This window comes from Actinosynnema sp. NPDC091369 (assembly GCF_044757065.1).
Taxonomy (GTDB): Bacteria; Actinomycetota; Actinomycetes; order Mycobacteriales; family Pseudonocardiaceae; genus Actinosynnema.
In genome coordinates this window covers 1-21,902 of the sequence record NZ_JBIVUG010000026.1, presented here as the reverse complement: position 1 = coordinate 21,902, position 21,902 = coordinate 1, and the positions used below count along the sequence as shown (strand labels likewise).

Genomic DNA, 21,902 nt, shown 5'->3' with positions numbered 1-21,902 from the left:
GAACGCGCGGCGAGGTCGTGCGGTCCGCGCGGCCGGCGAGGGCGATCAGCGTTGAGCGGGAGGCGGTCGCCGACGGCGACTCACGTTCACCCGGACCCGCCTGCGCCACAGCGGCCCGCGGGACGCGACGACGCCGATCGGTGAATCCGGCACCGCCGTTGGGGGTGTGGCCGTCTGTCCTGATGGGGTGCGGGCGGTCATGACGCGACCCCGTCCTCGTAGAGGAGCGCGACCCGCCGGTCCGGGAGGGCGGCCGTGCGGGCATGCCGGACGGCGACGTTGTTCCACTCCAAGATGTCTTCCGCGGTGGTGGTCGAGCCGGTGCGGGCGGCGGCGCGCATCGCGGCCCGTGCGGCGCCACCCGGTGTGGCCGGCGGGATCACCAGCAGCCGGATCCGGACGCGGTCGGGTCCGACCATGGTGACCGTGTGCGACTGCGTGGTGCGGAACCCTTCCAGTCGCACCACCGTGCCGTGCACGGTGGGACGCCGTCCGACGGCGTCCCACGCGTCGAGGTCGTAGGAAACCCGCTGCACGGGCAGCCCCAGCGCGGCCATGGCGGTGATCAGCGGCGGGAATTCGGTAGCCGGGTCGGTGGACCACGGCCACCAGCCGCCGTCGACGGAGCCCGACCCGTCGGGGTGAGATGTCACCGCCCACCGGCAGCGAGGCGCGGTGACCTGGTCGGTGGTGAGGGGACTCCGCTGGTTCGAGGTCAACTCGACGTTCCCGCCTCCGGCCGGAGCGGCCGGAATCGTGGTGCGCCCAAGGCGGTGCCGGCTCGATCGCCGGCGTTCGATGCGCCCTCGGTATTTCCCATCTTACGCCACTGAACGCCCCGAAACGATTTCTCGAGGTTTTTCGCATGAGGTGCGGCAGAGTTCGAAGTGCTCGAAAATCATTCGGATGAGGTTTGACGACGCCTTGTGCGGGGATCTCGCCGGTCGGTACGCTCGATATCCGATACTCGTCAGCCCGCCCGGACCCCGCGGACGCCACGCTTCGGCGAGGAGAGCCCGTGGATGCCGATGTCCGAAGTGCCGATGGACCGCTGTCCCCAAGAGTCGTGGTCGCGTCGCCGAGGGGACTCCTGGTGGTCGCCGTGCGGCCGCTGTCGGCTCGCACCCTGCTGTGCGCGGTGTCCGGTGAAGTGGACCTCTCCACCGCACCCCGCCTGCGTGACCGCCTCCTGGGGCAGATCGGGGTTGCCGGTTCGGACCTGGTGGTCGACCTCAGCGAAGTGGGCTTCCTCGGCGCGGCCGGTCTCACCGTCCTGGTGGAAGCCAGGGCCGCGGCCGCCGCGTCCGGGGTGGGGCTGCACGTCGTGGCCCGGACCCGTCCCGTGCTGCGGCCGATGGCCGTCACCGGACTGGACGTCGTGTTCGACGTGTTCCCCCGAGTCGACGACGTGCCGTCGTTGGGGCGGCTACAGCTTCCTCCGCCCGCCGAAGTCGAGCGCCGGTGTTTCAGGCCCGGTCGCTGACGTCCCGCCGGCCCGACTTGCCGTAGGTCGCGCTGCCCGACTCGGTGGAGCACAGGCAACCCCGGTGCAGGTCACCCGCCCGGGTCGCCGCGCAGAACCGCTGTGCGAGGGCGTCGTGGGCGTCCGCCGGGTGCGTGCACGCGGGGCAGGACCCCTCGGCCTGCCTCGCGGCGTCGGTTGCCAGGGGGGCGATCAGTACGGGGGTCGTCGACATCGGTCCGTCCTTCGGTGGTCGAAACGTGGTGTCCGATGCGCTGCCACCGCGGATGTCGGACCGCGGGCGGTGGGAACGTCCCGGCTCGTTCTCCGGGAACACATCGAATGAGATCGATTCCGCCGGGGGCCGGGGCGACATCTCAAGGGTACTCCGGATACGCGACCGGTTGTCACCGGACGACGTCTCCGGCATTCGCGACGGAATCGTCGTCCGCTGCGGTGTCGGCACCGGTTCCCGGGCACCCGCGCAGGTCGCCCGGGCACGAGTTCGACCGGAGGCTGTCGGGCGGTGTGCGGCACCCGACGGCCTCCGGTCGGGCCCGTGCCGAGCCGCTACGCCTGCGCGCAGGCGACGAGCACGGCGACGGTCGCGCCGGCGGAGGTGGCGTAGGCGGCGGCGCTGGCCGCCGCGGCGGTCGCGGCGGCGGCGCTGAACGCACCGAGGTTGGCGGCGGCCGCGTTGATGGCGGCGGGAGTCCCGGTGAGGACGCCTTCCGCGAACGCCTTGGCCGCTGCTGCCGCGGCGGCGGAGTCGGCGACGTTGGCGGCGGCCGCGGTGGCCGCGTTGGCGCTGTCGACCGCGGCGGCGATGGCGGCGGCACAACCGGCCGGAGGCGCGGTCACCGACACCCGATCGGCCGCCGGAACCCGCTCGGGCACGGGCGCGGCGGCGCTGACCGGTGCCACGACCAGTGCGGCGAGAGCGCCGGCGGTCAGGATCGAGGCTGTGGTGCGTCGAACGTTCATGAGGTGACTCCTGTTAAGGGGGAAGTGAGCCCCGGCAGGTCCGGAGAATAGGTCGGACCGCGAGAGCAAAGTCGACAGAAGGGAATCGGCTCATGTGTCGAGCATGCACCCGGTGGATACCGGAAATCGGGTGTTGCGCTCTTTCGTGTATGAATTCGGCGCATCCGTTCACCGGCACCCTCGACATGATCTCGAATCGTCCGCGTCGGAACGTTCCGCGTACGCGTTGTGCGATCGACGGTCAGCCGCCCCGCTTGCGGAGACGAGCGGCCGGTGCGACCGTAGAGGTCCCTCGCGGTGACGCCCCCGGCTTGCAACGGCGTCGCCCGCAGTGGGAAATGCCGCCCCGGACCCCGGCGGCCTGTGGTCACACCAGGCGCGATCGGGAGGTCTGCGGTGAACGAACCGGCATGTGCCGCGCGGCACACGGAGACAATTGTGGGAACCGGCCGCCTGTCGACCGCGTTGGCTGGATGACGGGCGAACCCGGTTGCTGCGCACCCGTCCGCCGAACACTCCTGGGGCGTCCAACGGCCCGCACTTCCGTGGGCCCGTGATCCTCGTGAACGGGCCACGCCGACTGATCGGCCGGTCCCTCTCCTCCCACACCCACTCCAACCCCAGGTCGCGGACACCGGGGTAGCGGAGCGGACGCGTCCGTCCCCCGGAAAGCAGATGTTCATGACCTCCTCACCCACCGCAGCGACACGACCTCCCGATTCCCGGCAGGGCAGTGACTTCGCCCGCTTGACGCGGCAGCTCAAGGACGCCGGCCTGCTGGACAGGCGCCGCGGGTACTACGCGACGCGGATGGCGATCAACGTCCTGCTGCTCGCGGCGGTAGGAACGGCGATGGCGTTGCTGGGCGACTCGTGGTGGCAGGTGCTGACCGCGGTGCTCCTGGCCGTGGTCTTCACCCAGTTCGCGTTCATCGGTCACGACGCCGGGCACCGGCAGATCTTCCGCAGCCACCGCCACAACGACCTCGTGGGCCACCTGCACGGCGGTGTCACCGGGATCAGCTACCAGTGGTGGGTCGGCAAGCACAACCGCCACCACGCCAACCCCAACCACGAGGACCACGACCCCGACATCGAGATCCACGCCATCGCCTTCAGCCGTGCGCAGGCCGGCGACAAGCGCGGCCTGTACCGGTGGATCACCAAGTACCAGGCATTCCTGTTCTTCCCGCTGCTGCTGGCCGAAGCGGTCGTGCTGCGGATCTCGGGTCTGCAGGCGCTGTGGCACGGGGAGCTCAAGCACCCCTGGCGGGAAGCCGCGCTGCAACTCCTCCCGGCGGCCGGGTACCTGACCGCGGTGTTCCTGCTGCTGTCCCCGCTGAAGGCGGTCGTGTTCATCGCGGTCCACCAGGGACTCATGGGCGTCTACCTGGGCTGCTCCTTCGCCCCCAACCACAAGGGGATGCCCATCATCGCCAAGGGGCAGCGCCTGGACCACCTGCGCAAGCAGGTCCTCACCTCGCGCAACGTCACGGGTGGACGGTGGGTCGACGCACTGCTCGGTGGCCTCAACCACCAGGTGGAGCACCACCTCTACCCGCACATGCCCCGCCCCAACCTCCGCCGCGCACAGCCCGTCGTCGAGGACTTCTGCGCCCGCAACGGCATCCCCTACAGCAAGGCCGGCCTGCGGTCCTCCTACGCCCAAGTGCTGCGCCACCTGCACGACGCCGGCGCGCCCCTGCGCTCCGGGCGCCGGGCGCCATTGGGCTGAGAGCGGCCGCCGCGAACTCCACCGGCGACCACGACGGGGCCGGTGTGCCTGGCGATTCGCCAGGCACACCGGCCCCGTGACAGGGTCTGTCGCCGTCGGTCAGCAGGTGCAGACGCCACCGTTGTTGACGCCGGCCACGCCGTTGGCGCCGACCAGACCGGAAGCGCCATCGGGGTTGGTGATGGTGTTCACCCCGGTGCCGCCGTTGACGGTTCCGGCGTTGCCCGTGCCGGCCGCACCCGCGGCGCCGCCCAGACCGCCCGCGCCGCCGGGACCGGCGCACCCGGTGCCACCGTTGCCGCCGGCACCACCGTTACCACCGTTACCACCGGTGTTGGTGATGACGTCGTTGTCCGCGTCACCGTTGACGTTCCCGGAGTTGCCTCCGCCGCCGGCACCGCCGGCACCGCCGACGCCACCCGCTCCACCGGGCTGCGTGGCACTCAGACCGTTGCCGCCCTTGGCTCCGGGGCCGCCGAGGCCACCGAGGCCGCCCTTGGTCTTGAGGGCGTCCGCCCCGGAGCCGCCGTTGACGGTCCCCGAGTTGCCGATGCCACCCGCGCCGCCGGCGCCGCCCACGCCACCGGCGCCGCCGCCGCTACCGCAGCCGCCGATCCCACCGGAGGAACCCGCGCCGCCGGCACCGCCGGTGGTGGTGATGTTGTCGATGCCGGTGTCCGTGGTGCCACCGTTGATGGTCCCGGAGTTGCCGACACCACCGACGCCCGCGGCGCCACCGATACCGCCGGCACCCGCCCCGCCTGCCGTGGCCCCACCGTTGCCGCCCAGCCCACCGACGCCGCCGACGCCGCCCTTGCCGCCGGTCGCGTTGACGGTGTCGCCGCCGACGCCGCCGACGACGGACCCGACGTTGGCAGCTCCGCCGACGCCGCCGACGCCGCCGTTGCCGCCGGCACCGCCCGCGCCGCTGTTCAGGCCGATGCCGCCGACGCCGCCGGAGCCGCCGTTGCCACCGCCACCGCCGGTGACGGTGACCTGGTCGGTGCCGTCGCCGCCGTCGACGATGCCGGTGCTGCTGATGCCGACGCCGCCGCTGGTCCCGACGCCGCCGTTGCCACCGGCGGTCCCCGCGGGGGTGCCCGCCGTGCCGTTCGCACCGGGAGGGCCTGTCGCACCGTTGATGCCCGCGGTGCCGGTGATGGTGATCGTGTCGTTGCCGCCCAACCCCCTGATCGTGCCCGCGACAGGGCCGCCGGTGATCGTGATGGTGTTGGCGTTGGCGGTGCCGTCGAGGACCTGGCCGGCCGGGACGCCCGCCGTGCAGGTCACGTTCTCGCCGGACCGGACGCACCCGGCGGGGTCGGCGGCGTAGGCGGAGCCGGGAGCCACGAGGGCGAACCCCGCCACGGTTCCCATCCCGATCAGGGCACGTCGGACCCGTACCGCCGTGGTGCTGCGCGTGGTCGATCGCATGATTCTTCTCCACATCGTGTAGTGGTTCGGTCCTTCCTCGGCGCCGTTGACGAAGCTCGAGGAGGTCTGTTGTGGCAAGAGCGCAGCTTCTGTGGTCGATCTGCCCTCACCGGCGCGTTCCCCCGGTGATCGGGAGGTGATCTCGTCGGCGGTCGATGCCGCGCATCGGATCCGGCTGCGCTCTGGGGCAACCCTGTGCCTCATTCGTCGTATTTGCAAGTGGAACAGCGGTTCGTCATCCCGATGCGAGGAATTCCCGGCGACGGCGGAATGCGCCCACCTCGTGCGCGCCCAGGGGGTCAAACACCGATTCCGGTGTTGTTGGTCACCATCGCCACTGTCCGAATACGCCGAGGATTCCCCTGGGTGGTTTCCGTCCCCATCGAATCGCGCGTCGCGTACGGCCATTTGGGCGACTGAGGGGCCGATCATCCGGTCGAGGGTATAGGTTGGTGCTTGTTACCCCGGACCCCGGTGGCGCCACCTCCGCATCGATCGGAGGTGGAGCGCGCACCGGGTTTTGTGCATCCGGAGCGGTGTCGGCCGGCTCGAGATGTATCGCTTACCGCGCCGTCTGCGCATTCAGCCACTCGTGCCGTCCCGTCGGCGTCATCGAACGTGCCCGGGAAACGAGGAAGTCACAGCACGCCAAATCTTCGACACAAGGAGAACTCATCATGGGAATCGTCATCATCGGCGGCCTGATCGACTCCGTCATCGGAATCGTCAACGGCACCGTCGCCGGGATCCTCGGTGCCGCGGGCGCCGTCCTCTTCCCCCTGCTCGGCCTCTGACGCCGGAATCCGGCCGGTGCGCCCCCGCCATGCCTTCGGCGGGGGCGCACCGGTCCGACCAGGCGGGAGTCCCGGGTCCTCGCGGAGGGGGAGTGTCGTCCCGTCTGGGGCGCGTCGATCATTTGTGCCGATGCACGGGACTCGGGCCGATCGCGCCAATCGACCGGAGGTCAACCGCTCTCGTTTTGTCGTGTCCGGTGCGAGACCTGGGCCGGAGTGTTCGATCGAGCGACACCCGTTCGCACGCGGTGAATGGTCCGGCTGATGTGCAAGGCGTGCGTCCATTCGGGCGACGCAGCGCCGATCCTTGCGGCAACAGGAGTAACGTCCTGTGTCACACCCCAGACCTCGGTGACGTGAACCGGGCCGCCATGAGCGGTCCGCACCACGAGCCGAGGTTTTCGTGTGTGGAGGAAGTGGGCGCCGTGGCCGCGCCGGGCTGCGGGCGGAGTGCATTCCCGTCCGATCGATTTTCTTCGCCGGCGTGTCACGCTGTGCGAATCATCGCTGACTATGTGTCAAGGAAATGGACATGAGAATCTTGCAGAGCCAGATCCGTCGGGGAGCTGTCGCCACGCTGGCCGGCGTCCTCGCCATCCCGTTCTTATGGGCGGTCAGCCCTCTGACGGCTCACGCCGCGGTCAACTGCGTCGTGAGTGCGGGCGTGACCCAGACCGACACCGTCGTCACCGGAACTCCCGGGAACGACACGATCGACTGCGGCGGCACGAACCCCGCCAAGACGATCAACGGCAACGGTGGCAATGACACCATCACCGGCTCGGACTTCAACGACACGATCAACGGTGGCGACGGGAACGACACCCTCACCGGCGGCACGGGCGACGACACCCTCACCGGCGGCCTCGGCATCGACACCATCTCGGGAAGCGCCGGGAACGACACGCTCATCGGCGCGTCCAACGACGGCAGCCAGGACAGCCTCGACGGCGGCCTCGGCACCGACACCTGCCAGGGACCCGCGCCGGACCCCGACATCCACGCGAGCTGCGAGAACACGAGCACCCCGCCGGGATCGGGACCGGGCTCGGGCACGGGCAACGCGACCGAGCTGTGCATCGCGACGGGGGGCGTGCTCACCCTCACCGTGAACCCGGTGGGTTATGTCTGCGTGTTCAACCCGCTCGGGTCCACCAACCGGCGCGTCTCCGAGGCCCGTGCCATCTGCACGGGAGCCGGCGGAACCTTCGTGAACCTGCTCCCCCTGAGCTACTCCTGCCTCCTGCCGACCACGCCGTAACCACTCGCACCACCGGTCGAGGCGGGGGGGGGGGCCCCCCCCCCCGCGGGGGGGGGGGCCCCCCGGGGCGCCCCCCCCCCCCCCCCCCCCCCCCCCCCCCCCCCCCCCCCCCCGGGGGGGGGGGGGCGGCCCCCCCCCCCGGGGGGGGGGGGCCCCCCCCCCCGCCGGATCGAATCGCCCACACGCCACCGATGTCCGAACCCGACTCGGTCACCGCCCGGACGGTCCAGGCCACCAGGTGCAGCAACGTCCGCACGCACCATTCGAGCTATGCCACTACCTTGCTGCCGACCGCCGGCCACCGATTCGCCTACCTCGCGAGCAGTCGCCCCACGGGTCGGAACGCCGGTGTCCTGCCTGAGCGGCCGACCGAGGTCGTGGAGCCGATGATCGCGCACACGCTCACCTGCTCTCGTTCCAGCACAGCCATCTCGTCAGCCGACAGGGCACGGCCGCCATCCGGGGTCACGACGCCGGCGAGCAGGCCCAGCAGATCGTCGACCATGTCGCCCGCTCGCCAGTCCGCGTCGAACTCGCCGAGGCCGGCCGTGATCCAGTCTTCCCGCCGCGGCCACCGGCCTGAAACGGAGATCCCGCCTTCGAGCTGTGTTGAAGACCTGCGGGCTCATGCTCGTCGATCAGGTTGCGAGTGGTCACCGCCACGAAAAACACGGCAGCGGCGTACAGCCCGTTCGGTTGAAGTCCGCTCAGCGGAGTGCCGAGTGTCCTCTGCGGGAGCCCCTCTTGCGAAGTTCAGGGGCAGACGCGTTCATCGGTGCGAGCGCATCGAGCGCCCAGTGGAGGAACGATGGTGGCTTCGGGCAGCGGCGTCGACACGGAGACGGGCGTGGAGCCCGTTGGCGATGGCGGGTAGTTGTTGTTGTTCACGCCGGCACGTGCGGCGGAGTTGTCGGCACGATCGTCGGCAGGCATCTTCGGTTCTCGGCCGAGGACCTGCGCGCGGTCGTCACCGGAGGGCCGCGCCCGACTCGTGATCGGCGGCCCCGGTCAAGGCCGTAACGACCGACGGGTTGTACTGCGGAGGGTTCGTGCCGTAGTGGAGGTGATGTTGGTTCGGTGCTCGACGGATACTCGGCGACTGTCCTTTCTGGAGCGCCCATGCCTGCTGCGCTCGCTGGGGCGCGGTTTCGTGGTCGACGAGGAGTGGCGGGTGTGGAGAAGCCCCGGTTCGGGTTTCCGGGTGCGGTTCCGGTTGCCGGACGGGACGTTGGGTTCGGAGGCCGGGTTCGCCGATCGTTCGGTGGCGGTCGGGCGAGGGACATCGAGTCGGATCAGCGTCGGGGGAGGTTGGTGGATCCTTCGGTGGGCGGAATGCCGCTGGGGGAGTGGGTGCCGGTGTGGGCGGACGCGCACGATGTGAGTGCGACGACGTGGGCGAAGTACGACTCGTACCTGCGCAAGCACGTGTTGCCGCGGTTCGGTGACGTGCCGTTAGGGAGCTCTCCCGGATCGCGGTGAAGGGGCGGGCCAAGACGCTGCGGTGGTCGGTGGCCGAGCGCACCGTGGGCGATGCTGTAACGCTGTTGTCGATGTTGCTCGGTGAGGCGGTCGACGAGGGGTTGATCGGGCGAACCCGTGTCGGCGGTCGCGGGTCAACACCGGTGAGCAGGAGGAGCGGCCTCATGCTTCGCCGTGGCAGGGTGCGGACGATGGCCCAGCGGTGTTTACCCGCGTACGGCGTGTGGGTGGTCACGGCGGCGTACACGGGGCTGCGTTGGGATGAGTTGGCCGGGCTGCGGTGGGGCCGGGTGGACCTGGCCCGCGGGGCATCGGCGATCGACCCGGACAAGAGAGCGCTCCATGAGGTGGGCGGCCGATTGGAGCTGGGGCCGCCGAGTCGAAGGCGGGCGTCCGCACGGTGCATCTGCCGCCGTTCCTGGTCGACCTGATCACCGGGCATCGGGCCGACCAGACGCACAACCACGTCTTCACCGGTCTGGACGGAGGGCTGCTGCGCCGGTCGAACTTCGGGCGGCGGGTTCGGCTGCCCTCGGCCACGAGAGCCTGCGGGCCACTGAGAGGTACTTGCCTACTGCCGGGTCCGACGAACGCGGCTTTGGTGGCCTCCGAGCGCGTCCGTCACCGTCTTGTGGCGGTGGCGGGTATCGCGGTCGGTTGACGGTCAGGCGATCAAGGCACAAAGCAGGGCGAGGAACCGGAAGTTGCCCTGGTCTCGTGCCCGTCGACCGGTGTAGCCGGGTGGCGGCGTCAGCGGGGTGGAGGCGAGACCCACGGTCAGATGACGGTCCAACGCCAGAGGGCCCGTCGGCGTGATCACCGACGAGCCCTCTGAGCTGCACTTCTCTGGTGGACGATACTGGGATTGAACCAGTGACCCCTACCGTGTCAAGGTAGTGCTCTCCCGCTGAGCTAATCGTCCGAGGCGGAGACGGGAATCGAACCCGTGTACAGGGCTTTGCAGGCCCTTGCCTAAGCCACTCGGCCACTCCGCCGTGATTCCTGAAGGCTAGCACTCAGGAGTCAGGCTTGAGCCCAAGGGGCCCTTCGCCGAGCGGATGACGAGACTCGAACTCGCGACCCTCACCTTGGCAAGGTGATGCGCTACCAACTGCGCTACATCCGCATGCTCCGTGGATTTCGCGGAACTTCCCTTTTGGGGCTTGTCGTTCCGGTCTTCCCCGGTGCGAGAGGAACTTTATTACATGCACCGCAGCGGGATCAAATCGGGGGTCCCTTGATCCCCTCGCAGGCCCGCTACCTGCGCTTTTACGTCAGGTCGTTGGAGATGAGGTGGGTCAGGGCCTCGTCGACGTCGACCCACAGGTGCTCGTTGCCGGGCACCACGACGTCGTAGGTCCGGTCGAGGAAGTCGGCCAGTTCCTGCGCCGAAGCCTCGAACATGGCGTGACCGGACGGCGAGCTCAGTTCGATCACGACGACTTCGGGGTCGTCTGCGGCCGGGCGGATGCGGACGTCGCCGTCACCCGCGTCGGCGATCAGGCCGTCGGCGAGGAGGTCGCGGGCGAACACCCACTCCACCCACCCGGCGCGGCCGGTGCGGAACGCGGCGACTACCGCGTACGGGTCTTTCGTGTCATAACGAAGCTCCACCTGCACCGGGACGGCCGGGGTCCGCGGCGCCAGCAGGTCGAAGACCGCTGTTGAGCGGAGTGTCACGTGGTCGTTGCGCATCGTCGTTACCCTCTTCTCCCTTCCCGGCCAATGGAACGACCGAGTTCTCTTCCTGTGACGTATATGTGGCGAGGAACGCTCGACTCCAGGGGGTTTATCACCCGATCGGGCCCATACAACTCCACTGGGCGACCACCTCGATGCGTTCCGTATCCACTGGGTCCGGCTGCACCCATCTTGCTGGGTTTGACCTGACCCCGGTACCGGCTGTTGCGCGAATGTTGGACGTGAGGACCTCTCTGGTGGCTGACTCACCTCCACCGCGACGCGACACCGGCCACCGCCCGACCGACGTGGAACTCGCCGCCCGGGTCACGACGGGTGACCGCCCCGCGTTCGGCGAACTCTACGACCGGTACGCGACACCGTCGTACTCGCCGGCCCGGCGGATCTGCGTCGATCCCGGCCTGGCCGAGGACGTCGTCCAGGAGGCGTTCTTGGCCCTCTGGCGCAACCCCGCGGCCTACGACGGCTCCCGCGGCGGTTTCGGCACACGGCTGATGACCGTGGTGCACCACCGCGCGGTCGACGCGGTCCGCCGCGAGATGACCCAGCGTAGACGAAGTGCGCCCTTGACTGACGAGGTCTCCGAGCGCAACGTCACATCGGCGGAGGGTGCGGACCACGCGGCGTTGATCGAGGTGGTCAGTGCGGAGGTGCGTGCGGCGCTGCGGGGGTTGCCGGAGGACCAGGGGCAGGTGCTCGCGCTGTCCTGCCTGGGCGGCTACACGCAGGTCGAGGTCGCGGCGTTGACCGGTGTGCCGCTCGGCACGGTGAAGTCGCGCACGTTCGCCGCGATCCGCCGACTGCGCGCGTCGCTGCGGTCCGCGTGGGAGAGCGGGGACGGCACGACAGAAGCGCAACGGTGACCGGGCAGCGGTGCCCTCGGGAGGAACTCGCGGGCGCGTACGCGATACACGCGCTCGAACCTGATGAGCAGGCGTTCACGTGTCGGAGTGCGCGCGGTGTCGTGACGAGGTTCACGCGAACCAGGAAGTGACCGCGGTGCCGGGCGGGTCGGTCCGTCAGTACGCCACGCCCAACGACTGCGGGCACGGCTGATGGAGACGATCGAACACACACCGCAGGCGTCGGTGTCGTCGACGTCACAGCAACAGTCCAACGGCTGGGCCCACGGGGTGCTGGTGGCCGCAGCAGTGCCGGCCGTGGCCGCCGGGGTCGGCATCGCGGGACTGCGGATCACCCAGCTCAACGATCGAGTCGCGCAGCAGGACGTGCGGACTGAGCAGTTGGAGCGCGCTGCGGATCGCGGCCGACCCGACGACCAGCAGGGCCGTGTTGCGCAACACATCGGGCGACGCGGTGGCCGTGCTGCTGTCCGACGTCGACGCCGCCTGGGTGGCGCCGATGGACCTGCCTTCCAACGACGTGACGCGGCAGCTCTACGTGGTCTGGGGGACCGGCGAGGTGAAGCCTGTGGCGTTGACCACATTCGACGTCACGGCGGATACTCGGGACGTGCGGCTGCCGGCGTGGCCGGCGGACGCGCGCGACGGCACACCGCTTCGGGATCTCGCTTGAAGAAGGCCGCACAGCGCCCGTTCAACCGTCGTCCGTACTCGCATCCGGCCAGGTAGGCACCGCGTGAACCACGAATGAGCGATGATGTGCGCATGAGCACAGAGCAGCGCGAAGACACCGACAAGGGGACGGGGCGCCGCCACCGGTTCCGCAGCAACCCCGCGCTGAACCTGACCTACCGCATCGGTGTCGGCGTGGTCGGCGGCTTGGTGCTGGTCGCGGGCATCCTGATGATCCCGTACCCGGGTCCGGGCTGGCTGGTCGTCTTCGCCGGCCTGGCGATCCTGGCCACCGAGTTCGAGTGGGCGGGCCGGGTGCTGAGGTTCGCCAAGCGCTACTACGACGCGTGGGTAGCCTGGCTGAAGCGGCAGAACCTCTTGGTGAAGGGCCTGGTGCTGGTCGCCACCGGTCTCGTGGTGGCGGTGACGTGCTGGCTGCTCGGCGCGTTCTCGCTGGTCGGCGGCTGGTTCGGGCTCGAGTGGAGCTGGTTGGAGAGCCCGATTTTTGGTTCGCGGGGATGATGTTGTAAGCTATGACCACACCGCGAGAGCGGGAGTGAGAACTGAATAAGGGCGTTTAGCTCAGCGGGAGAGCGCTTCGTTCACACCGAAGAGGTCACTGGTTCGATCCCAGTATCGCCCACAGTGGGTTTTGCCTGGTCAACGGCTCGTAGACGATCTTCGTCTGCGGGCCGTTGATCGTTCGTGGGAGCAAAATGGGAGCAAAAGATCTTGACCACCTTTGCTGCTCCGAAGAGGTCACAGGGTTTTGCTCCCATATTGCTCCCATCGGGCTTGGAGTCCGGCGAGCATGGCGTCGATCATCGGGCGGGTGACGTGGGAGTAGACGCCCATGACGCCGCGGAACTTGTGCCCGATCCTCTTGTGCTGCAGGACCTCGGGTACGCCGTCTTCGATGAGCCAGGTCTTGTGGGTGTGGCGCAGGTCGTGGAAGTGCATGTGTGGCTTGATCGGCGCCCATCCCAGTGTCGAGTCGCCCCGCACGGCGGGTAGCCAGACCCGGCGACGGAAGTTGGAGCGTCGGTGCAGCCCGCCGTCCTGTCCGGTGAACACGAACCGCGCGGTGGGTTTCTCGCAGCGCAGCTCGGCGAGCAGTTCGGCGAGGAACTTGGGCAGGTGCACGGTGCGGACGCTGGCGGGGGTCTTGGGCGGGCCGAGGTGGAGCTTGCCGTGCAGTTCGTGCAGCGCGCCCTCCTGGGCGTCGACGTGGATCTCCTGCTTGTCCAGATCGACCCGTGACCACTGCAGCCCGGCCAGTTCACCCCAGCGCATGCCGGTGTACGCGGCTGTGACGATCAGGACGCCGTTGCGGGCCGATGCGCGCTCGGCCAGCGCGGTCACTTCGTCGGGGTCGGCGTGCGGTCGCTCGGGTTGATCGCCTGAGTTGAGCCGCAGCCTGCGACACGGGTTGGACCCGATCAGCCCTTCGTCGACCGCCTCGCCCAGGATCATCGACAGCAGCCCGACCATGTCGGCGACGCTGCGCTCGCTCAACGACCGCCGCAACGTCTTCGCCCACGCCTTGATCACCAACCGCGACAGCTCGCCCAACTCCGTCGTGGCGAACCGGGGCAGGATGTGGTTGCGCAGATGCGAGTCATACGTCGCCGCTGTCACACCGCTCACGTCGTGCGCCTCGACCCACCGTGACACCCACTCGCCGACCGGGAGCTGAGCCAACCGCGGGTCCACCACCCGGCCCCGCCGATGGTCGGACTCGACGTCCGCAGCCCGGTCGTCGGCCTCACGCTTGGTCGCGAATCCCTTCTCGGAGACCAAAGCGCCGTCGGGCAGCCGGTAGCGCACCCGGAACCCGTCACCGTGCTTCTCAACCCATGCCATCGAAACCCTGCCTTTCAGCAAATCCGTGCGTCCGTCCGGGACCGGACGGACGCACAGTGACGCTCCATATCGGCCAGAAAGCAACACATCTGTGTTCAGCGGCGCCGGAAGCCACCCGACCGCGACGACGAGCTGCCCGCATCACCGCGTGCGGTGCGGGCGCCGCCCCGGACGATCGCCAACAGGTCGGCGTCGGAGAACCGCAGATGCTTGCCCAAAAAGGTGCACGGGATCTCTCGTCGCCCGGCCATACGACGCAACCACGACTCGCGCACCGACAACGCCCGCGCCGCCTGCGCCGGGGTGTGCAACAGCCGCAGACCATCCCCCTGCTCCTCGACATCTGGAGCGATCCCGTCAAGGTCGACCACCGCTTGACCGCCAGCGTGGTCGTCGGCGGATCCGTCCGCACGGCCGTGAAACTCGTTCACCATGAGAGCCTCCGGTAGAGGAGCGATGCCGCGGTGCGACACCTTCAGCACCCCTGAACTCCGCGAAAAGGCACCCAAAGGGACATGCCGCCCCGAATTTCTTCGACTTGACCGATCTGGAGACACTCGCGGAGGGTCTCGACGGCGACCCCTCTACTGGGGGTCAAGGGGTCGCAGTTTCAAATCCTGTCGTCCCGACGGTCTGAAGAAGCCCGCTCGATCTGGATGTTTACCCAGGTCAGCGGGCTTTTTCGCGCGCTGGTGCCGATCTTCTTTTGGTCACGGAACGGTAACTCTACGATCTTGGTGAACGCTGTTTAGGAGCGAAATCAGGAGCGGGTAGCTCCAGTTCTTTGACCAACGCCAAATGGGGTCGTCCCGAACGGGTGAATCCCGCCAACCGGCGCCAAACGCCACCCGTTGGGGTGAACCGCTTCCACTGTGCGCCGAACGTCCTGAACGCGCCCTGACCTGCTGATATGGCCGCCTGGTGGCCTGAACCGACGCGATCGGACGCAGACTGGCGGGGCCGCAAGCGCCCAGTGATCGCCGTGGTGGCGACGGTATGGCGCTGCGGCGGCGCACTACGGCACATGGATTCGGTCGACTGCCACGTCGAGCAACCCCCGGTGACGCCCGTGGACGACGTCCTCCGTTCCTGTCCACATCACATGAAAAAGGGGTTCCGCCCTGTCCGACAACCCGACCACCCCCGGAACCGCCCGCACAGCCGCCCACCGGCCCGCCACCGGCCCCGGAACCGCCCGCGCCAGCCGAATCCGCCGATGACACCGGCAAGGCTGCCGAACCGGACTACCGGGCGCTGTACGAGGAGATCCGCGCCAAGCTGACCAGCGCGGAGTCAGGCATTGTTGGAACCGTCGTCGTGATCACTTCCAGGTGTGGCGTGAATCGCGGGACAGCGTGGACTGGGCTGGTCGAGCAGCGCGATGGTGCTGCGTTACTGGAGTTGACCTGCGGATTTTCACTTGGGGCGCCTCCGTCGTCTACCTGGGTGAGGGGGACGACGGAAGGAAGAACGAGATGTCGGAGACCATCAGCTCGACGAGCCAGGACGACGCGCGGGAGAACGCCGGCAACCGTCCGTTCAAGGTCACTGTTCGGACGTTGGCCGGTCACAGCTTGAAGGACAATGTCAAGCCGGACGACGCCGTGGCCGAGGTGACCGACAGGGCCGTGAAGCACTTCGTCGCCAAGGGTGAGCTGACCGCGGGTGACTACGCGCTCACGCTGCCCCGCACGGGTGGTGATGCGGAGCTGGACCCGACCGCGACGCTGGCTGAAGCCGGTGTGGTCGAGGGCGACGTGCTGGTCCTTGTCAACCGCAAGCCGCAGGTGGACGGCTGATGGCGCTGCACGCGGCCGTCTTGGCCGACCTCTTGGACGCCGAGGTGGAGCTGGCGCGCCGCCGGCTGGGCGCGCGTGCCTTCGATCTTTGCCGTGAAGGGTCTGCTCTGCGGATGACCCTGGTCCGGCCGGATGGGTCGTGGATCCTTCGGCTCGACGGGACGCGGTACGACGCTGAGCCGTTCGACGTCGCGTTGGTCGACGAGGACGGCGCCGTGCTTCCGGTCGAGCGGTGGATCCCGGGCTTCGCGCACGGGATCCACCCGGTTCTGGGCGTGCCGTGGGTGTGCGTGAGCGGAACGCTCGGCTATTACGCACACCAGAGCCATTACGCCGAGAGGTGGGATGCCGTCCGGTACGTACTCCGGGCGGACGCCCTCATCGCGCATCTGCTCGTGAAAGTCGGCCTATGAGCACCTTGATCGTGCCCGCCGAGGTTCTCGCGCAGGCGGGCGCGTACTTCGAGGAGTGCGGTGCCTGCGGCAACGAGGGCACCGCCATGATCAAAGCCGGTCCGAACGGGGTGGCGCTGGTCATCCCGGACCAGGTTCCGAGGCGGGGCGCGACAGGAGTCTCGGTCGAGGTCACCCGGAAGGGACAGATGCAACTCGCCTTGGCCGTCGACGCCGACGAACTCTACGTCGCGAGGATCCACTCGCACCCGTACGAGGCGTTCCACTCCCGGGCGGATGACGCCAACCCCGCGCTCATCCACGAAGGCGCCCTGTCGGTCGTGGTGCCCTTCTTCGGCCTGGGGCTACGACGCGGCTTGGACGCCTGCGCGGTGCTGCGACGTGAAGGTGGACGCTGGCGCGACCTCCCCGTCGGCACTCGCGACCGGTGGATTCGGACCGAATAGGAGAAGCCGATGTACATCGACCCACGGCTGCGCCTCCTGGGAGCGGGAGGTGGCGGCACCGTCGCGCCGCAACTGCTGCGAGCACTGGACGGCACGCATGTCGTGATCCGAACCGGCCCGGACATGGCAGGCGCGTACACGACGGCGCTCGCGGCGTTCGTCACGATGGCCGCCCGTGTGTTCGGCGGCGTGTCCGTCGAGGTCTCCGTGACTCTGGCGGCGAACTGGTGGAACAGCACCGGGACGACGGAACTGCTCGCTGCGCTGCACTCGGTGCGCCCGCAGCCCGCCGATGCCGCGCGCCGGGACATCATCGTGACGTTCGGCGACCAGGTCACACCGGGTGACTTCGGCATCGGGGGCGACGACTACACCGTCCGCCTCGGCCGCAGACCCCAGCCGTTGGGGCCGTTGCCGAACCATGCCCTCGGAGTGCACGCGGCGAGCTGCTTGATCGTCAGCCAGTTGCTGCTGGAAGTGCTTAGACGGCAGGGCTTTCCCGGCGTGCCCGTGGAGGAGTCCTACGTCACCAACCTGGTCGACCACAGGCTGACCGCTGCGCCCGAACTGCGTGCCGAATCGACCTCCGTGTCCGACGCACGCTCGCTGCGCCTCGCCGTCGCGGGTGCCGGCTCGGTGGGCAGCAGCACCCTGGCGCTGGTGGCGACCGCGCTCGCCCCCAAGCTGACCCAGAACCCCGTGGCGCGGCCGATCGAGATCATCGTGATCGACGCCGACACGATCGACTCCCACCGCAACCCGTTCCGCTACCCGGCCCTGCTCGGTGGTGAAACGGGCTGGAAGGCGGAGTTCTTCGCGGCGCGCCTGACCGACCTCGGGCTGCCAGCCGTTCCGGTTCCCCGGACGGTCGCAGCGTGGGCTCGTGAGCGAGACGAGCCGGGGTTCGACGGCTTGATCGTCTCGTCGGTGGACACCATCGGCGGTCGGCTGGACGTGACCGACGTCCTGGCGCGCTCGACACTGTCGGTCGGGGTGTCAGGGCTGGCGCTGCACGCGCAGCGTGAAGGGTTCGCGGACGGGTTCGCGTGTCCGTTCTGTGACTACATCAGCGCGGACCCGCCCCAGACCCAGGCCGGCGTATACGCGCAAGCCACCGGGTTGACCGTCGAACGGGTGCTCGCGCTGCTCCAGGACGGGGCACGGCTGACGGTGGCCGACGTCGACACGGCCGTCGCCGCGGGCAGGTTGCCCGCCGCCCGGCGGGAGTCCCTGATCGCGGCGCCCCTGAGCGATCTGGTCCGCCAGGCTTACGCGGAGGTCGAAGTTCGTGGCGTCGGTGGTCAGGCGTCGGCAGACGACGTGGTCGCCGTCGCGGCGCCTCAGGTGTCGTGGTTCGCGGGCGTGGTGGCCGCCGCGGAGGTCGTCAAGCAGTTGACCGGCCTGCCCCTCGTGGACCGCCGGGTCGATGTCGATCTGAGCGGGCTGCCTCCCGGGTTGGTGCGGCGGGCGGCGGCCGACCGAACCGGTCGCTGCCTGTGTCGGTCGGGCACGCGCATCCGGTGGTACCGCAAGCTCTACGGCGGTTACACCAGCACCGACGGCGGCCTATCCGTTGGAGTGTCGTGACCGTGAGCCACATGGGTCGACCTCATACTTCACTTATGAGCGTCGACCGGGAATCGCCAGGGGAGGAAGCAGACGCCGCATCGGGAACGCCGACCCGGGTCGACGTCCCGGCGCTCTACCAGCGGTACCACGCCGTGCTGCACGCCTATGCGACTCGGTTCCTGCCCTCCGATCGGCACGCCGACGCCAACGACGGGATGATGACCGTGTTCAAGCGCCTCGTCGACATGAAGGCGGAAGGCAGGCTTCAGGAGCAGCCGAACTGGGAGGCGTACCTCAAGCTCGCGGTCAAGAACGCCTGCCTGGACATCCTGAGGACCGACCGCGATCACGAGGAACTCGACCCGGAGGATCCGTGGATCCACCGCGAAGCGCCTGCGGACCCCACGGGCGACACGGTCGTCGACGCGATGTCGCGGCAGGAGAAGCTGAGGCTGGCCAACGCGGCGTTCGAGGTCTTGGACGCGACGGATGCCAGACTGCGCCCCATCGTGATAGGCAAGCTCATCGAAGAACGCACGAACCGCGACATCGGTGCGCAACTCGACCTTACCGGTCAGAGAGTCGGGCAACTGTACGAGAAGGCCCTTACGTTGCTGCAGGAGGAGGTGAACCGGACTCATGACCAATGACCACGCCAGGTCAGAGCACGAATCTGATCCCGACGTGACGCCGATCGACCGCGCGCTCCAGGCGCTGCGACGAGGCCAACCGATCCCTCCCGACCTAGCCCTCGACGACGCACAACGCCAACTCGTCGATGACCTCGCCCCTTGGCTGGACGCCCTGGAAGCCGCAGCGCAGTCCACCTCACCGCCCTCGGAGACAGCCATCGGTGGCGCTCCGCCTGTCCGCCGCGACGATCCCGTCGCGCAGATGCTCGGACTCGTGCCCGACCCGGACGTCGCCCTCGACGGCCGCAAGCTCGCCTTGGCGCGTAAGAGGGCGAAGCTCAACCTCGCCCAGTTCCTCGAACGCCTCAACAGCCGCGGCTGGGACGCGACCCTTCAGCAGGCGTTCCAGTGGGAGCAGAACTCGACCGTTCTGGCCCCGGCTCTCGTCGATGCGATCGCCGATGAACTCGGTGTCGACCGCCGGAACCTGGTGGCCTCTCCGTGGGCCAGCCACGAGCAGGGTGACTTGTTCGACAACGATCGTGTCCGCGCGTTCCTCGCCGACTGGGCAGCCGAAGTCGACGTACCGGTCGAATTCTTGCGCGAACGCACGGGCAAGATGCTCACCACGGCCGCCTTTCGGAACAAGTCCAGCGGCTCGGTGGAAGGGCTGCTCGGCGTCCTGCGGACCTTGAGATCGATTCCCGACCTGCTGGAACGCCATGACCCGTAAGCAGCATGCCACAAGAATCGCCTACAAGGTGCCGTCCTATCTGCGCCAACTGCTCAGTGCGGATCCTCATGCAGCCCTGACGGGCATTGGTCTCCACGTGAGATCGGTGCCGGAACTCAGAGTCAACCGCGGAGCTGGCGGGTGGTGCGACGGACTGTCGTTCACAGAATTCGGCACTATCCTCTATGCGCAAACGACCGACTCCCGCCGCGAGAATTTCACGCTGCTGCACGAGTACGCGCACCGGCTGGTCTCGGACGACGCCGAAGCGACGGTCTGGCTGGCCGACCAGGACGAGCCGAACACCGTGCTTGAGCGGCTCTGCGACGACATTGCGGGGATCCTGCTCCTCCCGGCGCACGTCGTTGACCGCGTCGTGGGCCACGGGCCTGTGACGGGGCAACACCTCCTTGACCTGTTCCTCCAGACCAGTGCCAGCCAGGTCGCCTGCGCGATCGCCCTGGCGAGCCGACTACCGTGCACGGGCGCGATCATGCTGACCGACCGGTCGACGAACAAGGTCGTGTACGCCGCCCTGGTCGACAACCCCAGCGTCTACCCGAGCAGGAACCAAGACGTACCCACCGACCACCCGTTGTCCCGAATTCTGCCCCGGCAGCAGGTGTGCCGAGAATCCTTCTGGTCAACCCCATGGGGGACGCGACATACCTACTACCTCAATGCGACGGCCAGACAAAAACGCACTTACAGCGTCCTCGCCGAGCTCGACCTCTGGAATGTCGCAAGCCTCCACTTGAACAGGCCCAGATTCGGTGATGACGGACGCCCTCAAAATCCAGTGAGCTGCGCGTGCGGGTTCAACGGCATGGTCAGCGGATGGCCTTGCCCTGACTGCGAAAAACCTTACTGCAAGAAGTGCGGCCGATGCGACTGCGAGCGGAGAGCGGCGCTCACCGAGCGGTGCAGAGGTGGCTGCTCGCTACACCTTCCGCGTCACACGCTGATCAACGGCGTGTGCGACGATTGTAGGTAGACACCGCGACGACATCGCCAAACCGGCTACCGCGACCCGACCCGCTGCGTAGTCGTGGCGGGCACTCCTACTGATTCGACCTCGACACCCTCAGGAGAAATAGCCACGCCAGGAGCTGTCGCTGCCGCGCTGTTGATTGGAATGGATGACCGGTGATGTGGGTAACCGGGGCAGCGAGGGCCGCTCCCCGGAAGCCGAACCAGGGTGGCGACCTCATGGGCAGCGGAGGTGAGTCATGACGTCGGTGTGGGACGCGCTGGACGCGAGAATCAACGTGGTCCTCGCCATGCCGGTAGCACTGCTGGCCCACCTCCGGCGCTTCCCTGATCAAAACGTTCTGGCACGTCGCACTACCGGCCGCCCGCCCGGCCGCGGCGATGCTGTTCCTCTTCACCTTCGGGGGCAGCTAGACCAACTTCTTCTGGCCCTACATCGTCCTCGACAGCAAGAGCGCCACCCTGCCCGTAGCCCTCCAAGGACTCCAGTCGCAGTACTACACCGACTACCTGCTCATCCTCACCGAAGCACGGCTCTCCACCATCCCCCTGTTCGTCCTCTTCGGGTTCGCGGCAGGCAACTGGTCACGGGCGTCATGGCAGGAGCCATCAAGGGCTGACCTGAATCATCACCTCGCCGCCGACGCCGTGATGAGCACCATCTTCACCGAACAGGTCCAGATTGGCCGGTTCAGCACAGAGGCTCCGCAGGCGGCTGATAGGCCGGTGCGGTTGGGGTAGGTCCACTTCCTCGCGACCAGGCGCCGGTGCTATCGCAGGATGGTTCCCGGTGTCACCAACCGGTGCTCGCGCAGCCGATGGGGGAGTCGGCGAACACGCGCGGCGAGCACCACGCGATCGGCCCAGCCCAACCGCGGGCGAGGGTTGTCCGGCGCAGCACGGCGACCTCGTGCCGCAGCACCAGCAGTTCAACGACCTTGGCCGCGGACGACCGGCTGAGCAAGACCATTCAGTTACCTAGTGGCTTGTCACGCAGCCTTGGCGGGGTAATGGGTCCAGGTGCGGATGGGTGAGTCGGTGGCGAAGCCGGTCTTGGGCTGGGCTCGGGCGTT

The 21,902-nt window shown here is 68.6% G+C and carries 23 protein-coding genes and 4 tRNA genes; 15 read left to right on the top strand and 12 right to left on the bottom strand.

Features of this window, described 5'->3' with window-relative positions; translation table 11 throughout:
• Positions 1-197: 197 nt before the first annotated feature.
• Positions 198-653: a DUF5994 family protein gene (locus ACIQMJ_RS40265; protein WP_499766279.1), complete on the bottom strand. Its 456-nt coding sequence runs from the start codon at positions 651-653 to the stop codon at positions 198-200.
• A gap of 440 nt (positions 654-1,093) precedes the next feature.
• Between ACIQMJ_RS40265 and ACIQMJ_RS40260 the strand changes: the two genes are divergently transcribed.
• Positions 1,094-1,483: an STAS domain-containing protein gene (locus ACIQMJ_RS40260; protein ID WP_499766278.1), complete on the top strand. Its 390-nt coding sequence runs from the start codon at positions 1,094-1,096 to the stop codon at positions 1,481-1,483.
• Here the strand turns inward: ACIQMJ_RS40260 and ACIQMJ_RS40255 are convergent.
• Together ACIQMJ_RS40255 and ACIQMJ_RS40250 are read right to left on the bottom strand one after the other, a co-directional pair.
• Positions 1,467-1,697, bottom strand: a complete 231-nt coding sequence (locus ACIQMJ_RS40255; RefSeq protein WP_499766277.1) for an RGCVC family protein — start codon at positions 1,695-1,697, stop codon at positions 1,467-1,469. The two genes, ACIQMJ_RS40260 and ACIQMJ_RS40255, sit on opposite strands and share 17 nt — an antisense overlap.
• A 335-nt stretch (positions 1,698-2,032) precedes the next feature.
• Positions 2,033-2,446, bottom strand: a complete 414-nt coding sequence (locus ACIQMJ_RS40250) for a hypothetical protein (protein WP_499766276.1) — start codon at positions 2,444-2,446, stop codon at positions 2,033-2,035.
• Between the two features lie 681 nt (positions 2,447-3,127).
• On the opposite strand from ACIQMJ_RS40250, the gene ACIQMJ_RS40245 reads away from it, so the two are divergent.
• Positions 3,128-4,180, top strand: coding sequence for a fatty acid desaturase family protein (locus ACIQMJ_RS40245; protein ID WP_499766275.1), 1,053 nt, complete (start codon positions 3,128-3,130; stop codon positions 4,178-4,180).
• Positions 4,181-4,279: 99 nt separating this feature from the next.
• On the opposite strand, the gene ACIQMJ_RS40240 is transcribed toward ACIQMJ_RS40245, so the two are convergent.
• Positions 4,280-6,046 carry an autotransporter outer membrane beta-barrel domain-containing protein gene (locus ACIQMJ_RS40240; RefSeq protein ID WP_499766274.1) on the bottom strand — a complete coding sequence of 589 codons (1,767 nt, stop codon included), beginning with the start codon at positions 6,044-6,046 and terminating at the stop codon, positions 4,280-4,282.
• Positions 6,047-6,940: 894 nt separating this feature from the next.
• On the opposite strand from ACIQMJ_RS40240, the gene ACIQMJ_RS40235 reads away from it, so the two are divergent.
• A complete protein-coding gene (locus tag ACIQMJ_RS40235) occupies positions 6,941-7,669 on the top strand; it encodes a calcium-binding protein (RefSeq protein WP_499766273.1) in 729 nt (242 codons plus the stop codon).
• A gap of 310 nt (positions 7,670-7,979) precedes the next feature.
• On the opposite strand, the gene ACIQMJ_RS40230 is transcribed toward ACIQMJ_RS40235, so the two are convergent.
• Positions 7,980-8,174, bottom strand: coding sequence for a hypothetical protein (locus ACIQMJ_RS40230; protein WP_499766272.1), 195 nt, complete (start codon positions 8,172-8,174; stop codon positions 7,980-7,982).
• A 614-nt stretch (positions 8,175-8,788) separates the two neighbouring features.
• Here ACIQMJ_RS40230 and ACIQMJ_RS40225 point away from each other — a divergent pair.
• The gene (locus ACIQMJ_RS40225; RefSeq protein WP_499766271.1) at positions 8,789-9,148 is read left to right on the top strand and encodes a tyrosine-type recombinase/integrase; all 360 of its coding nucleotides are present in this window, start codon (positions 8,789-8,791) and stop codon (positions 9,146-9,148) included.
• A gap of 847 nt (positions 9,149-9,995) precedes the next feature.
• Here the strand turns inward: ACIQMJ_RS40225 and ACIQMJ_RS40220 are convergent.
• From ACIQMJ_RS40220 to ACIQMJ_RS40205, 4 genes are all read right to left on the bottom strand, one after another.
• Positions 9,996-10,070 (bottom strand) — tRNA-Val (locus ACIQMJ_RS40220).
• 1 nt (position 10,071) lies between these two features.
• Positions 10,072-10,143: transfer RNA gene (locus ACIQMJ_RS40215), tRNA-Cys, on the bottom strand.
• A gap of 58 nt (positions 10,144-10,201) precedes the next feature.
• Positions 10,202-10,274, bottom strand: a tRNA-Gly gene (locus tag ACIQMJ_RS40210).
• Between the two features lie 143 nt (positions 10,275-10,417).
• Positions 10,418-10,843 (bottom strand): SsgA family sporulation/cell division regulator, encoded by a 426-nt coding sequence (locus ACIQMJ_RS40205; protein WP_073893954.1) that lies wholly within the window; start codon positions 10,841-10,843, stop codon positions 10,418-10,420.
• Positions 10,844-11,085: 242 nt separating this feature from the next.
• On the opposite strand from ACIQMJ_RS40205, the gene ACIQMJ_RS40200 reads away from it, so the two are divergent.
• From ACIQMJ_RS40200 to ACIQMJ_RS40185, 4 genes are all read left to right on the top strand, one after another.
• Positions 11,086-11,712 carry an RNA polymerase sigma factor gene (locus tag ACIQMJ_RS40200; protein ID WP_499766270.1) on the top strand — a complete coding sequence of 209 codons (627 nt, stop codon included), beginning with the start codon at positions 11,086-11,088 and terminating at the stop codon, positions 11,710-11,712.
• 454 nt (positions 11,713-12,166) lie between these two features.
• Positions 12,167-12,385, top strand: a complete 219-nt coding sequence (locus ACIQMJ_RS40195; RefSeq protein WP_499766269.1) for a hypothetical protein — start codon at positions 12,167-12,169, stop codon at positions 12,383-12,385.
• A 92-nt stretch (positions 12,386-12,477) separates the two neighbouring features.
• Positions 12,478-12,906 carry a TIGR02611 family protein gene (locus ACIQMJ_RS40190; RefSeq protein ID WP_499766268.1) on the top strand — a complete coding sequence of 143 codons (429 nt, stop codon included), beginning with the start codon at positions 12,478-12,480 and terminating at the stop codon, positions 12,904-12,906.
• Between the two features lie 49 nt (positions 12,907-12,955).
• Positions 12,956-13,027: transfer RNA gene (locus ACIQMJ_RS40185), tRNA-Val, on the top strand.
• Positions 13,028-13,143: 116 nt separating this feature from the next.
• Here ACIQMJ_RS40185 and ACIQMJ_RS40180 read toward each other — a convergent pair.
• Together ACIQMJ_RS40180 and ACIQMJ_RS40175 are read right to left on the bottom strand one after the other, a co-directional pair.
• Positions 13,144-14,247, bottom strand: coding sequence for a tyrosine-type recombinase/integrase (locus ACIQMJ_RS40180; RefSeq protein WP_499766267.1), 1,104 nt, complete (start codon positions 14,245-14,247; stop codon positions 13,144-13,146).
• 95 nt (positions 14,248-14,342) lie between these two features.
• Positions 14,343-14,729 carry a helix-turn-helix domain-containing protein gene (locus ACIQMJ_RS40175; protein WP_499766266.1) on the bottom strand — a complete coding sequence of 129 codons (387 nt, stop codon included), beginning with the start codon at positions 14,727-14,729 and terminating at the stop codon, positions 14,343-14,345.
• Between the two features lie 993 nt (positions 14,730-15,722).
• Here ACIQMJ_RS40175 and ACIQMJ_RS40170 point away from each other — a divergent pair.
• The 7 genes from ACIQMJ_RS40170 to ACIQMJ_RS40140 are packed head-to-tail and all read left to right on the top strand — an operon-like array spanning position 15,723 to position 20,833.
• Positions 15,723-16,046, top strand: coding sequence for an EsaB/YukD family protein (locus ACIQMJ_RS40170; protein WP_499766265.1), 324 nt, complete (start codon positions 15,723-15,725; stop codon positions 16,044-16,046).
• Positions 16,046-16,459, top strand: coding sequence for a hypothetical protein (locus ACIQMJ_RS40165; protein WP_499766264.1), 414 nt, complete (start codon positions 16,046-16,048; stop codon positions 16,457-16,459). Before ACIQMJ_RS40170 ends, ACIQMJ_RS40165 begins: the two co-directional genes overlap by 1 nt.
• A complete protein-coding gene (locus tag ACIQMJ_RS40160) occupies positions 16,456-16,905 on the top strand; it encodes a hypothetical protein (protein WP_499766263.1) in 450 nt (149 codons plus the stop codon). Before ACIQMJ_RS40165 ends, ACIQMJ_RS40160 begins: the two co-directional genes overlap by 4 nt.
• Before the next feature lie 9 nt (positions 16,906-16,914).
• Positions 16,915-18,492 (top strand): hypothetical protein, encoded by a 1,578-nt coding sequence (locus ACIQMJ_RS40155; protein WP_499766262.1) that lies wholly within the window; start codon positions 16,915-16,917, stop codon positions 18,490-18,492.
• Positions 18,493-18,527: 35 nt separating this feature from the next.
• Complete coding sequence (locus tag ACIQMJ_RS40150; protein WP_499766261.1) at positions 18,528-19,124, top strand: sigma-70 family RNA polymerase sigma factor; 597 nt, start codon at positions 18,528-18,530, stop codon at positions 19,122-19,124.
• Positions 19,114-19,839: a hypothetical protein gene (locus tag ACIQMJ_RS40145; protein ID WP_499766260.1), complete on the top strand. Its 726-nt coding sequence runs from the start codon at positions 19,114-19,116 to the stop codon at positions 19,837-19,839. Before ACIQMJ_RS40150 ends, ACIQMJ_RS40145 begins: the two co-directional genes overlap by 11 nt.
• Complete coding sequence (locus tag ACIQMJ_RS40140) at positions 19,829-20,833, top strand: ImmA/IrrE family metallo-endopeptidase (protein WP_499766259.1); 1,005 nt, start codon at positions 19,829-19,831, stop codon at positions 20,831-20,833. Before ACIQMJ_RS40145 ends, ACIQMJ_RS40140 begins: the two co-directional genes overlap by 11 nt.
• A gap of 789 nt (positions 20,834-21,622) precedes the next feature.
• Here ACIQMJ_RS40140 and ACIQMJ_RS40135 read toward each other — a convergent pair.
• Positions 21,623-21,799 carry a hypothetical protein gene (locus ACIQMJ_RS40135; RefSeq protein ID WP_499766258.1) on the bottom strand — a complete coding sequence of 59 codons (177 nt, stop codon included), beginning with the start codon at positions 21,797-21,799 and terminating at the stop codon, positions 21,623-21,625.
• Positions 21,800-21,902 lie beyond the last annotated feature (103 nt).